The organism is Halorussus salinisoli, assembly GCA_005239435.1.
Classification (GTDB): Archaea; Halobacteriota; Halobacteria; order Halobacteriales; family Haladaptataceae; genus Halorussus; species Halorussus salinisoli.
Genome location: SZNP01000008.1, coordinates 115,646 through 127,424, shown reverse-complemented (window position 1 = coordinate 127,424; position 11,779 = coordinate 115,646). Strand labels below are relative to the sequence as shown.

The following is an 11,779-nucleotide window of genomic DNA, read 5'->3' as shown; positions in this document are numbered from 1 at the left end:
TCACCCACGAGTGCGTTCCAGTTCGCGGCTCGGCGACGCCAGCACGTCGAGGCCCGGACTGTAGTAGCAGATCGGGTCGACCTCGGGACGGGCGAACCCGTCGGCGCGGAACAACGTGTTCTCCGCGATTTCGGCGGTCGCGTGGTAGAGCGACCATCGGTCGTGGCGGATGTCGGCGTAGCGAATCGCGCCGTTTTGGCCCTCTGTGTAGAATCGGTAGCGCTCGGTCAGGAACTCGGCCAGCGACCCGCGCTCGGCCCGGAACTCCTCGCCGGTCGGGCCATACGTCGCCGCGAATCGGACCGGCCGCGCGCCGGGGTGGCGTCGGCGACTCTCGAATCGGACGGTGTCGCCGTCGGCCGAGCAGTCGATGTCGGCGTAGTAGTACGGTAGGGCGTGGAGCAGGCGTGCGCCGAGGACGCTCGCCAGTCCGACGCCCGGTAGTCCGTCGGCGTCGAGGCTGAAGAAGTAGACGCCGGACTCGCCCTCCGTGCTGACGTACGTCCGGAGGTTGAGTTCCGGGAGGCGAACGCCGAGGCCGGACGGTACCCAGCGCGGGCGCACGTCCACGTTGACGTACGGGACGACCGAGAGCCACGCCCGCCCGTCGTAGGTGTCCACCGACAGCGCGTCCGGAATCCGGGGTTCGACCTCCTCGGGCGCGACCGGCCAGTTGGCGAACAGGAGGTGTCGCCACCCCATGTGGAGCGTGAGCATCGTCTACAACTCATCGGGAGTCGGGGTTTCGGTGGTCTCTACCGCAGTGTAGGCGATCCAGCTAACGGTCGCCGCGACCGTCGCGGCGACGAGACCTGCTCGGACGCCGGTCCGTCGGTCACGTATCGCCGACCCCACGAGATACGCGACGGCGAAGGAACTGACCCAACTCAGGACGGTGCTCAGAAGTCTGCTCATACCGGTTTCTTCGGTGGGAACCGGCAAAAGGGTCGGTATCGGTCGTCGGGACGACTCCGTGGGTATAGCTCTCGGTGTTCGCCGTGGTAGTCTGGAAAGTCTAACGCGAGTACGTAACTGAGACACAACTTACTATGCCTAAAGCCTACAGAGACAAATCTAATACGAATATAAAAGTTGCTCTATTCGTTCACTCTTCGAGTTCCGCGAGCGCAGGTTCGAACTCCCGGAAGCCGAAGTAGGTGATGAGGACCGCGCCGAGGCCCGTCACCACGAGGAGGCCGCGAATCGCGGTGCCGAGGAGCGGAACACGGCCGAGGAGGTTCGTCCCGACGACGAACGCCGCGACGCCCGCGGCCGACGCGAGGTCCGGCCGGTCGATGGGGAGCGCCTTGCCGACCAGATATCCGTAGACGACGTAGGCGTAAGCGACCGTGAGCAGGCCGAGCGCGAGTCCGAAGATACTGACCGGAACGAGAATCAGCGTGAACGCCATGAAGACGAACAACGCGAGGGCGGTCACGCCGGTGAACGCGCCGACGACGCCGCTGACGACCGAGTGGTGAACCACCGAATCGCCGACGTTGCCCAAGAGCGCTGGCCGGCGGCGGGCGAGCGCGCCGCCCGCGAGTGCGAGGACGAGCGCCTGCAACGCGAGAAAGCCGAACTGGGTCGCTGGCGAGCGTTCCTGCTGGACGAACTCGACTGTCGAGCGCGTTCCGACCGTCGCACCCGCCGCGACGGAGGTCTCGCCGGCGATGGTCTGCAACTCCCCGGTGACGGAACCGCCGTCGCCGACCGAGACGTTCCCCGCGAGTTGCGTCACCTCGCCGTCGATTTCGCCAGCGACGTGCAGGTCTCCGCCGACGACGTAGACGACGCCGGAGACGCTCTCGTTGGCAGGAACCGTGACGGTTCCACCGCCCACGACCAGCGCGTCCGGGAGGTCCGCGACTTCCCGGTCGCCGTCGAAGACGACCTCCATCTGCTCGACGTGCTGTCCGCTCGCGGTCATCAGCAACACCACGACCACCAGTAAGGGCAGGACTTCGACGGGGTCGGCCATTAGATTCCCCCCTCGGCCCGCGCGACGGCGAGCAGTCGTCTGAGATACAGCGCCACGACGAGACCGCAGAACAGCAACAGCGCCAGCGCGTTCACCACGTTGAGATGCGACAGCAGCGTCAACTCGACGGTCTCGAAGTAGAGTGCAACGGCGGTGCTGAGGAACGTCGCCAACCACCCCGCGAGACCGACGCCGATTGCGGTGTGGGTTCCGACGGTCTTCGGCGTCGAGAGGTCGGGCCAGAGCGCGAAGTTGAGGGTGGTGTAGAAACTCACCGCCACCGCGTAGACTGCCGAATTTATCGGCGAGGAGGCCCCGCGAGCGAGACCGGGGAACCACGCTGTCATCCGTACGTCGGTCGTGTAGAACAGGTGTGTCAGCGAGAACAGGCCGAACACCCACAGGAACAGCCAGTTCCGGTCGAAGTTGGTGTAGAGGACGCCCGCCACGAGCGCACCGAGGACGTGGACGACCCCCAGAGCGAGGTGGTCCGAAAACGCCGGAGACTGCCACGCGCTCTGGACGAACGTCGGGGTCTCGACGATGCGGAGAAAGCCCAGACTGTCCACGAAGAACACCCCGAACATCAGGGCGACCGGTCCCCAGAACGCGAAACTCCGGGTCCGGACCGTCGCGCGACGACAGAACCGACCGACGCCGAACGTCTCGTGCTGGTCGGCGAGTCGAGCGACGAGGCGATTCGCCGGACCGACGCGTCCGGAGGCCAGCACCCCGAGAACCACCAGTCCGGGCAACATCGCCGCGACCATCACCGCGCTGAACGTCTCGACGCGCCAGTCGAGCGGATAGACGTTGGCCGCGAAGTACGCGACGGCCGTTATCGCCGCCGCGACGTAGCCGCGGTCCTCGACCGGTACGAAATCGATGGTCAGTCCGAACGAGACCGGAATCCCGACCCCGAGCGCGACCGACGCGACGAGTATCCACGTACCGAACGCCGGACCGGTCCGGACGGCCGGCGCGACCAGCGTCAGCAGGAACTGGACCGCAACCACGCCGAAGAGCATGCGGAACTTGACGAGCAGGTCGGTACTCCACCCGCGGCGGTCCATCGTCACCCCGGTCACGACGGCCACGCCGAACGTCAGCAGAGCGAGCGCCGCCATCCACGCCGATACCTGCGCTTCGGTCAGTCCGACGAGTCGAGTTCCGAGGTCGAGCAGTCCCAACTGGACGAACGTGACGTTGTAGTAGTACCCCGCCGCCAGCAGGGTGACGAACAGGACGTAGCCCAGAACCGTCGTCCACTCGCGCTCGCGGAGGAAGCCGAAGAGTCGCATTCGTTCTAGAAATCGGCGGTTTCGGCCTTCAAACCCTCGCTCGGCGCGGGCCGCGACGCTCGGTCGGCGAGGGTCGAGCCTCGCCTATTTCCTATAGCAATATAAGATTTGTTCACGGTCTTTACTTTCGCTTCGCCACCGAGAAGCCTTTAACATCCACGCGGCTACGAGATACCACAGAATGCCATCTATCCAGTCGACGCTCGGCGAGGAGGAGGGGATCGCCGAAGAGTTGGCCGAGAGCCAGCGTCAGATCTCCATCGCCGAGTTCTTCGAGAAGAACAAGCACATGCTCGGGTTCGACAGCGGAGCCCGAGGATTGGTGACGGCTGTGAAGGAGGCTGTGGACAACGCGCTCGACGCGACGGAGGAGGCTGGCATCCTCCCCGACATCTACGTCGAAATCGACGATACGGGCGACTACTACACCCTCATCGTCGAGGACAACGGACCTGGAATCACCAAAGAGCAGGTCCCCAAGGTGTTCGGGAAACTCCTCTACGGTTCCCGTTTCCACGCCAGAGAGCAGTCGCGCGGTCAGCAGGGTATCGGGATTTCGGCGGCGGTCCTCTACTCTCAACTCACCTCCGGCAAGCCCGCCAGAGTCACCAGTCGAACGAAAGGCAGCGCGGAGGCCGAGTACTTCGAGCTAATCATCGACACCGACGAGAACGAGCCGGAAATCAAGAACTCGGGGACGACGTCGTGGGACCGGACACACGGGACCCGAATCGAGTTGGAGATGGAGGCCAACATGCGCGCTCGCTCACAGTTGATAAAGTACATGAAACACACAGCGGTCGTCAACCCCCACGCTCGGCTCACCTTCAAGGAACCGAGTATGGACGAACCCCAGCAGTTCGAGCGCGCGACCGACGAACTGCCCTCAGAGACCGAGGAGATTCGCCCCCATCCGCACGGCGTCGAACTCGGTACGGTCCTGAAGATGCTGGCGGCGACCGACTCCCACAGCGTCTCGGGATTCGTCCAGGAGGAGTTCACCCGAGTCGGTCGCAAGACCGCCGACTCCATCCTCGACAACTTCCGAGACCGCCACTTCGGACGGGAAGCCGCGTGGCAACCGCCACAGCAGCACGAGAAGTCGGACCTCGCCCGCGCGGTCGCAAACGCGGTCTCGAACAAGAGCGCGGACGCGACCGCCGAATTCGGAGACCGGGTGGCCGAGGCCGTCCTCGGCCGAAATCGACTCTCTCACCACGAACTGGCCGAAGTCGTAACCGAGACCGCGGAAGCAGTCGGCGACGACCACGGCGAGACGTTCGGCGACACGGTTCAGGAGAACGCGGTCGAAGCCGCGTGGGAGCGACTCACCGACGACAGGTCGAGCGACCTCTACCAGCTCGTGGACAAGGCGACCAGCACTCGGAAGGACGACGAGACTATCCACGGTCTGGCCGAGCGCCTCGCGACGCGGTTCGAGAAGGGCCGCGACCGCGACCGTGCGACCCACGACGAACTCCAGGAGTACGTGAACCGTGCGGCCGAACTCACCGAGGAGCACGACGACGCCACCATCGGCGACACGGCCCGCGAGAACGTCGTGATGGAGGTCTGGAACACGATGACGACGGTCCCCGACGCGGTGCCGAAGACCCGGGAGTTCGTGGACGACCGCGACATGGCGAGCGACCTGCTGGAGGCGATGAAGGAGACCGACATCATCTCCCCACCGACCAACTGCCTGTCTCCCATCACCGACGAACTCGTGGAGGCCGGACTCAAGAAGGAGTTCGACGCCGACTTCTACGCCGCCTCGACCCGCGACGCCGACGTTCACGGCGGCGACCCCTTCATCGTGGAGGCCGGAATCGCCTACGGCGGCGAGTTGGAAGAGGACGGGCAGGCCGACGTGCTCCGGTTCGCCAACCGAGTTCCGCTGGTCTACCAGCGCGGGGCCTGTGCGACGACCGACGTGGTGAAGTCCATCGGCTGGCGCAACTACAACCTCAGTCAACCGGGCGGTTCGGGCATCCCGACCGGCCCGGCGGTCATCATGGTCCACGTCGCCTCGACCAACGTCCCGTTCACCAGCGAGAGCAAGGACGCGGTGGCCAACGTCCCCGAAATCGAGGACGAGATCGAGTTGGCGATTCGGGAGGCCGCCCGCGAACTGAAGTCGTATCTCAACAAGCGCAAATCGCTCCAGAAGCGCAAGAAGAAGCAGAACGTCATCGCCTCGATTCTGCCGGAGATGGCCGAGAAACTTGCCGACGTGACCGACCAGAGCGAACCGCAGTACGAGGACGCGCTGGCTCGCATCATGAACAACGTGCTGGTCGAGCGCGAAGTCGAGGACGGCAAAGTTCGGTTAGTCGTGGAGAACAACTCCAGCACGAACGAGGAACTGGAAATCACCGACATCGTGAGCGCGGAGCCACGGAACCTCTCGAACGGCGCGACCGCCGTGGACATGGACGGCGAGTGGTTCGTCAAGTGGTCGCCGACCGTCGAGAGCGGCGACGAGGCCGCGCTGGAGTACGAAGTCGAAGGCGATGCATCGTTCGACGTTAGCGTCGAAGGAATCGAGGACCCCAAACTCACAGTCAACCAATGAGCGCAGACAACGAAGCCAAAGCCCAAGAGAAACTCATCGACCTCGCCGCGGAGTTCTACGACCAGTTCGAGCGGGGGGAAATCCCCGAAATGTCGGTCCCCACCCGGACCAAGAGCAACATCGTCTTCGACGAGGACGAGGACGTGTGGGTGTACGGCGACCGCGAGAGCACCCGGAGCGCCAACAGCGTCCGCGGCGCTCGTAAACTCCTGAAGGCTATATACACTATCGACTTCCTCTCCGAGCAGTTGGAGGAGGACCGCTCTTCGACCCTGCGTGAGCTCTACTACCTCAGCGAGAGCTGGGACGTGGAGGAAGCGCAGTTCTCCTCGCAGGACGAGTCGAACCAGTTGGTCGAGGACCTGGAAATCGTCTCGGAGGTCACGCGCGAGGACTTCCACATGCGCCCCGAGGAGTCGGGCGCGACCATCATGGGACCCCTGCACCTCCGCGAACAGACCCGGCGCGGCGAGCGCGAAATCCACTGCCAGAAGGACGTGGGCGAGGGCGGTTACCAGATTCCGAACAACCCCGACACCATCGAGTTCCTCGGCCACGACGCCGACTTCGTGCTCTGCGTGGAGACCGGTGGTATGCGCGACCGACTGGTCGAGAACGGGTTCGACGAGGATTACAACGCCATCGTCGTTCACCTCAAGGGTCAGCCCGCGCGGGCGACCCGGCGCATCACCAAGCGCCTCCACGACGAACTGGACCTGCCGGTCACGGTGTTCGCCGACGGTGACCCGTGGTCGTACCGCATCTTCAGTTCGGTCGCCTACGGGTCCATCAAGTCGGCCCACCTCAGCGAGTACCTCGCCACGCCGGAGGCCCAGTACATCGGCATCCAACCCGAGGACATCGTGGAGTACGACCTGCCGACCGACCCCCTGAGCGACTCGGACATCAACGCCCTCGAAAGCGAGTTGGAGGACCCGCGCTTCCAGACCGACTACTGGGAGGAGCAGATCGAGATTCAACTCGACATCGAGAAGAAGTCCGAACAGCAGTCGCTGGCGTCTCACGGGCTGGACTTCGTGACGGAAACGTATCTGCCGGAGCGTCTGACCGAAATGGGCGTGCTGTAGCTCAGGCGAACTCCCGACTCTTCTCGCGGTCGTCGATTCGCTCCCCGACGAAGGGATTTCCGTTCGCGCACGCTCGACAGTAGCTGTTCTCGCCCTCGTTCAGCGTCTCGACCGGAAAGCCAGCGACGTAGCGACGCTCGGCGAAGGTCCGGCGCACGCCGGTTTCGACCGGGCGCGAGCAGGCCGAGCAGGGCGTGTTCGGTGCCTCGACGACTCTCTCGTCGGTCGTGCGGCGGCGGCCGAACGTCGAGAGCGACTCGAAACCGGGGACGAACTGGGCGCTGAACGCCACCGAGGCGGTTGCCGCGAGCAGGAACGCGACCGCGACGCCGGTCGAAACGAGCGACGACGTGACCCCGAGGAGTAGCACGCCGGTAAGTGCCAAGCAGAATCCGAACGCGAGACCGGCGGCGACGGCGACCGCCGACCGCCAGTTCCACCCGGTCGAGCGGCCGTGATTCGACGGGTGGCGTTCGGTCCCGTCGGCCCGAAGTTCGACCCGTTCCGCACCGGCCGAGTAGCTGTACCACGCGTAGAGCAGGTTTCCGACGCCGCCGGTGACCGCGAACAGGAGTACGTGCATTCCGACCGAGCCGATTCCCCGGTTCACCATGACGACGCGGTCACCGTAGTCGCGTTTCACGTCCCAGCCCTCGACCGCGAGGTCCTCGACGCGGCGGCGGAGGTCGGCCCGCCGGGTCGAAGCGGTCGCTCCGGTGGCTGTGGCCGCCCCCTCCTTCGAGACGGTCGCTTCGTCGCTTACGGCGGTCCCGCACTGCGCGCAGAAGGCGTCGCCCGGCGACAGCGATGCGCCGCACTGCGTGCAGAAGTTCGGAGTGGTGCGAGAACTCACGTTCCGATTTGTTCGGGGCGGAAGAAGTGAGTTGTGCTACATTTCCGAGAGACGGCCCGGGAACCGAATGCCGGAGTCGTCGTGGAGACGGACGCTGGGCAGGAAGCGACGGCGGTCATCACCAGCAACTCGGTAGACGGACTCGGCATCGAAGAGGGCGACGAGGTGAACGCGGTCGTCGAAGCGACCGAGGTGACGATAGAGAACGAGGCGTGACCGAACGGGTCCTCACTCCTCTCGAACCACGAATCCAGCATCGACTCGACCGCCTCGTCCTGCGAGCGGACGTGTTCGCGCTCGGGGTCGCTCCGGAGCTCCAGCGGTCGGAGGTCGCCGACCGCGACCCGGCGGGCGTCGAGTTTCGCGGCCGCGGCGACCTTCTGGTCGTCCAGCGCGAAGGCTCGGCCGGACTTGCCGCGACCGCCCCGAGCGACGAGCGTTCGGGCGTCTTCGAGCGCATCGATGCCTTTGACGGTCCAGCAGGCGTGCCAGCATCGGAACTCGAGAGTGCCGCCGTAGTCGCCGATTTCGGTCGGTGCGAGACCGCCTCGCATCGCCGCTCCCCAGACCTAGCGATTCGACCACGACGTATCGGTCGTCGTCGCTCCCGCAGGCCGCACAGACGGAGGGTTCGTCGGCGTAGGGCCAGTCGTCGGGAGCGTCTTCCATGCTCGAAATTTGATGGTGAGGCGACAAATACGTGTCGCCAGTCGGACCGTTCGGAGCGCACGCTGTCCGAGGCCGAACCGTTTAGGCCCGCCCGGACCAACCTTCGGCCATGACGATTCGACACGACGGACTGCTCGCGGAGTGGCTCGGCTACGCTGGCCTGCGCCTCGAATCGCCCGACGGAACCGTGGTCTACGTGGACCCCGGCCGGTACGGTACGCTCACGGGGGAGTGGCGGCCGGACTCGCCCGACGCGGGCCATCCCGAAGCGCGGGAATACCGGCCCGAAGACGGCGATTTGGTCCTCGTGACTCACGACCACCACTACGACTCGGACGGCATCCGGCGCGTGGCGGGAGACGAAGCCACGCTGGTCGTCTACGAGGCGGTCTACCCGCCGAAGATCGACCGGGACGTCGAGGACGTAGACGACCTGCCCTACGAAGTCGTCCGGGTCGGCGAGGAGGACGACCGACTGTTCGGCGACGTCATCGTCCGGTCGGTGCCGGGGTACAACGAACCCGACGGTCCGCACACCGATTCGAGCGGCGAACCGTTCCACCCCGAGGGGTTCGGCGTCGGCTACCACCTCACGCTTCCGGGCCGGGAAGCCGAGGACGTGACCGTCTTCTGGCCGGGCGACTCCGACGCGCTGGCGGGCCACGGGGAACTCGACGTGTCGCTGTTCTGTCCGCCAATCGGCGGGTCGTTCACGATGGACCGCCACGAGGCCGCCGCCCTCGCCGAGGAGATGGGTCCCGACCTCGTGCTGCCGATTCACTACAACACCTTCGAGGCGCTGGAGACCGACTCGGGCGCGTTCGCCGCCGACGTGGCGAAGCGCGGGGTTCCGGTCGTGTTGGACGAGCGCGAGTAGTCGGTCAACCCACAACGCCCGTTTTGTGGAGGACGAACGGCATCAGTAGGCCCTGCACGACCGTCCCCAGTACCGCGATACCGAACACCATCACCCTGAGGTCGTGCCTGAAGGGGACGTTCTCCGGGAGGCTCAGGACGAGCGCGACCGGAACCACGGTGTGGAGACCGCCCCAGACCATGACGTGCTGGTAGGAGTAGGGGACGCCCTCGTCGGTCGTCGCGTTCAGCGCGCCGACGACCGCGTAGACGGCGATAGCGCGGACGACGACGACCAGCACCGCCGCCAGCGCCACGAGACCGAGCGAGCGAGTCAGCGCCGCGGGTCGGACCTGCGCGCCGACGAGGACGTAGATGAGCGTCGAGACGAGGAAGGCGGCGGTGTCCCAGACCGAACGCACGAACTCGGCTTCCTCGGGTCGCGCGGTGAACGACTCACCGGCCATCCCCATCGACAGGCCGGTTCCGACGGTGGCGAGGATGCCACTGACGCCGAGAACGTGGCCGCCAGCAGAAAGCTCCCGTAGGCGAGGACGGCGGTGAACAGGACCGTCACCATATCGTCGGTGACGTACTCGGTCGCTCGGTAGCCGAGGTAGCCCGTGACGACGCCGACCACGAGTCCGCCCACGCCGACGACGACGAACTCGGTACCGAGTTCGACCACCGTGGCGACACTCAGTAGCTGGTCGACGCGCCTGCCCGGCGCGGCCCGAACCAGCTCGAAGAACACGCCGAACACGACCACCGCCACCCCGTCGTTGAACAGACTCTCGGCGTCCACGATGACCGACAGTCGCTCGGGCGCGCCCAACTCCTCGAACAGCGAGAGGACGGCCGCGGGGTCGGTCGGGAGGATCATCGCGGCGAACAGCAACGCGACGACCGGCGGGAAGTCGAAGGCCGTGACCCCGACTGCACCGAGGAGAACGACCGAAACCGGCAACCCGACCACGACCAGCACGACCGGCACGAGGAGATTCTCCCGGAGTTTCTGGTGGTCCAGTTCGACGGCCCCTCGGAAGAGGAGAGTCGGCAGGAGTACCGTCACGATTACGTCGTGCGAGAGGACGAGCGGCGGTTGGACGCCGAGCAAGGAGACGCCGAGTCCGGCGAGGACGAGTACCACCGAGTAGGAAACGTCGGTCACGCCCGAGACGAGCAGGCGAACGACGAACGCGAGCGCGAAAACGCCGAGTATGGTCGCCAGTTCGGTTGCGAGACTCACTATGTTTGAACACGTTTCCCAGCAAAGGGTAAGTGATTGCGGCCAATCCCCGGTAGGAGTTGGTGTTACGCCGCTCGTTCCACTATTCTTTTCACGTCGGCCGACACATATCAGCGTATGAACTGGAACGCTCTGATAGACCCCATCGCGCGCTACAGCCTCCTCGCCGCACTCGCCACCGTGGGCGCGGCGTATCTGGTCTACAGTTCGGGTCTCACCCTCCTGCTTCTGGCGGGGTCGGGAGTCATCCTCGTCGTCCTCGGCGCGGGCGAGGCCGGGGCCGCGCCCGCCTCGGGGTTCGGGCAGGCCGAAGACAGCAATCAGGGCGGCCTGACCGAAGGGATGGACATGATTCCGGGGTCGGGGTCGAGTTCCGACTACTCGCTTCGAGCGAAACTGCTCTTCTACGGCCTCGGTCTCGTCGTCTGGAACGTCGTCGGACTCGCGGTGCTTCTCCAGTAGGGTCGAGACGGCGCTTTCGCGCCGTCCCGTCGGCGTCAGTCTTCGTCCGGGCGAAACGCCCGGAGCGTGTCGCGCTTGGTCGGTCGGCGTTCGACCTCGGTGAAGCCGCGCTCGGTGAAGATGCGGTTCCAGTTCCGGTAGTAGAGCGGGAACTCCTCGTTGACGTAGTTGACGCCGCGCCGCGCCGCCTGCTCGCTGTCGGCCTCGTCGCGGTCCCCGTCCCCGTCGCGGTCCTCGTTCTCGACGGTGACGAGCAGGTCGTCGGTAATCCGAGTCAGTTCGCCGAAGACCGCCTCGTCGTCGGGGTGGATGTGCTGGAGCGTCTCGACCGAGAAGACGGCGTCGAAGCTGTCGTCCTCGAACTCGGCGACGACGTTCTCGATGGCGTCGCCGTAGAAGGTTCCGGCGTCGGCGAGGTCCGGGTAGGCGTCGTCCATCACGTCGAAGGCCTCGTCGTTGATTTCGACGCCGTGGAGGTCGCCGTAGCCGTGTTCGTGGAGGTAGGCGAGGTGGCGGCCCGAACTACACCCCAGTTCGAGGACGGCCGCGTCCGGTCCGACGAACGAGTCGAGCAGTTCCAGAATCAGGTCGCTCGTCTCGTCCGGGCCGTAGTAGGCGTAGTAGCTCGGCGAGTACTCCCCCGACCGCTCGGCCCACTCCTTACGAACGTCGTTAGAATCCACTGGTATCGAAACGGAACGTGGCCGTAAAACCCCACCGGCTTCGGGACGGCCCGAGAACCAGCG

At 65.6% G+C, this 11,779-nt stretch carries 12 protein-coding genes and 1 pseudogene; 4 read left to right on the top strand and 9 right to left on the bottom strand.

Going from position 1 to position 11,779, the window contains the following annotated elements; all coding sequences use genetic code 11:
* The 4 genes from E2484_RS20710 to E2484_RS20695 all read right to left on the bottom strand — a co-directional run bounded on the left by E2484_RS20710 (position 1) and on the right by E2484_RS20695 (position 3,282).
* The gene (locus E2484_RS20710) at positions 1 to 717 is read right to left on the bottom strand and encodes a YqjF family protein (RefSeq protein ID WP_321112846.1); all 717 of its coding nucleotides are present in this window, start codon (positions 715 to 717) and stop codon (positions 1 to 3) included.
* A 3-nt stretch (positions 718 to 720) separates the two neighbouring features.
* On the bottom strand, positions 721 to 915 hold the full coding sequence (locus E2484_RS20705) for a hypothetical protein (protein ID WP_137287093.1): 195 nt from the start codon (positions 913 to 915) through the stop codon (positions 721 to 723).
* A 190-nt stretch (positions 916 to 1,105) separates the two neighbouring features.
* A complete protein-coding gene (locus E2484_RS20700) occupies positions 1,106 to 1,981 on the bottom strand; it encodes a polymer-forming cytoskeletal protein (protein ID WP_137287092.1) in 876 nt (291 codons plus the stop codon).
* Positions 1,981 to 3,282, bottom strand: coding sequence for an MFS transporter (locus tag E2484_RS20695; RefSeq protein ID WP_137287091.1), 1,302 nt, complete (start codon positions 3,280 to 3,282; stop codon positions 1,981 to 1,983). Before E2484_RS20695 ends, E2484_RS20700 begins: the two co-directional genes overlap by 1 nt.
* 181 nt (positions 3,283 to 3,463) lie before the next feature.
* Between E2484_RS20695 and E2484_RS20690 the strand changes: the two genes are divergently transcribed.
* Both E2484_RS20690 and E2484_RS20685 read left to right on the top strand, forming a co-directional pair.
* The gene (locus tag E2484_RS20690) at positions 3,464 to 5,857 is read left to right on the top strand and encodes a DNA topoisomerase VI subunit B (protein WP_137287090.1); all 2,394 of its coding nucleotides are present in this window, start codon (positions 3,464 to 3,466) and stop codon (positions 5,855 to 5,857) included.
* Positions 5,854 to 6,945: a DNA topoisomerase IV subunit A gene (locus tag E2484_RS20685; protein ID WP_137287089.1), complete on the top strand. Its 1,092-nt coding sequence runs from the start codon at positions 5,854 to 5,856 to the stop codon at positions 6,943 to 6,945. Before E2484_RS20690 ends, E2484_RS20685 begins: the two co-directional genes overlap by 4 nt.
* 1 nt (position 6,946) lies before the next feature.
* Here E2484_RS20685 and E2484_RS20680 read toward each other — a convergent pair whose 3' ends face one another.
* Both E2484_RS20680 and E2484_RS26335 read right to left on the bottom strand, forming a co-directional pair.
* Positions 6,947 to 7,798, bottom strand: a complete 852-nt coding sequence (locus E2484_RS20680; protein WP_137287088.1) for a zinc ribbon domain-containing protein — start codon at positions 7,796 to 7,798, stop codon at positions 6,947 to 6,949.
* Positions 7,795 to 8,352, bottom strand: a complete 558-nt coding sequence (locus E2484_RS26335) for a hypothetical protein (RefSeq protein WP_321112844.1) — start codon at positions 8,350 to 8,352, stop codon at positions 7,795 to 7,797. Before E2484_RS26335 ends, E2484_RS20680 begins: the two co-directional genes overlap by 4 nt.
* A gap of 224 nt (positions 8,353 to 8,576) precedes the next feature.
* On the opposite strand from E2484_RS26335, the gene E2484_RS20670 reads away from it, so the two are divergent.
* On the top strand, positions 8,577 to 9,344 hold the full coding sequence (locus E2484_RS20670; protein WP_137287086.1) for an MBL fold metallo-hydrolase: 768 nt from the start codon (positions 8,577 to 8,579) through the stop codon (positions 9,342 to 9,344).
* A gap of 4 nt (positions 9,345 to 9,348) precedes the next feature.
* On the opposite strand, the gene E2484_RS25825 is transcribed toward E2484_RS20670, so the two are convergent.
* Complete coding sequence (locus E2484_RS25825; protein WP_394347935.1) at positions 9,349 to 9,789, bottom strand: cation:proton antiporter domain-containing protein; 441 nt, start codon at positions 9,787 to 9,789, stop codon at positions 9,349 to 9,351.
* Between the two features lie 122 nt (positions 9,790 to 9,911).
* Positions 9,912 to 10,472: pseudogene (locus tag E2484_RS25820) on the bottom strand (cation:proton antiporter domain-containing protein); the annotation flags it as partial.
* A gap of 216 nt (positions 10,473 to 10,688) precedes the next feature.
* On the opposite strand from E2484_RS25820, the gene E2484_RS20660 reads away from it, so the two are divergent.
* Positions 10,689 to 11,033 (top strand): hypothetical protein, encoded by a 345-nt coding sequence (locus tag E2484_RS20660; protein WP_137287085.1) that lies wholly within the window; start codon positions 10,689 to 10,691, stop codon positions 11,031 to 11,033.
* A gap of 35 nt (positions 11,034 to 11,068) precedes the next feature.
* On the opposite strand, the gene E2484_RS20655 is transcribed toward E2484_RS20660, so the two are convergent.
* Positions 11,069 to 11,716 carry a class I SAM-dependent methyltransferase gene (locus E2484_RS20655; RefSeq protein WP_137287084.1) on the bottom strand — a complete coding sequence of 216 codons (648 nt, stop codon included), beginning with the start codon at positions 11,714 to 11,716 and terminating at the stop codon, positions 11,069 to 11,071.
* Positions 11,717 to 11,779: the final 63 nt, after the last annotated feature.

Bases quoted from the DNA above. Each gene is read 5' to 3' on its own strand.
- E2484_RS20670 (WP_137287086.1), top strand. From the start codon at position 8,577: ATGACGATTCGACACGACGGACTGCTCGCGGAGTGGCTCGGCTACGCT.
- E2484_RS26335 (WP_321112844.1), bottom strand. From the start codon at position 8,352: ATGCGAGGCGGTCTCGCACCGACCGAAATCGGCGACTACGGCGGCACT.
- E2484_RS20700 (WP_137287092.1), bottom strand. From the start codon at position 1,981: ATGGCCGACCCCGTCGAAGTCCTGCCCTTACTGGTGGTCGTGGTGTTG.
- E2484_RS20660 (WP_137287085.1), top strand. From the start codon at position 10,689: ATGAACTGGAACGCTCTGATAGACCCCATCGCGCGCTACAGCCTCCTC.
- E2484_RS20690 (WP_137287090.1), top strand. From the start codon at position 3,464: ATGCCATCTATCCAGTCGACGCTCGGCGAGGAGGAGGGGATCGCCGAA.
- E2484_RS20705 (WP_137287093.1), bottom strand. From the start codon at position 915: ATGAGCAGACTTCTGAGCACCGTCCTGAGTTGGGTCAGTTCCTTCGCC.
- E2484_RS20695 (WP_137287091.1), bottom strand. From the start codon at position 3,282: ATGCGACTCTTCGGCTTCCTCCGCGAGCGCGAGTGGACGACGGTTCTG.
- E2484_RS20710 (WP_321112846.1), bottom strand. From the start codon at position 717: ATGCTCACGCTCCACATGGGGTGGCGACACCTCCTGTTCGCCAACTGG.
- E2484_RS25825 (WP_394347935.1), bottom strand. From the start codon at position 9,789: ATGGCCGGTGAGTCGTTCACCGCGCGACCCGAGGAAGCCGAGTTCGTG.
- E2484_RS20685 (WP_137287089.1), top strand. From the start codon at position 5,854: ATGAGCGCAGACAACGAAGCCAAAGCCCAAGAGAAACTCATCGACCTC.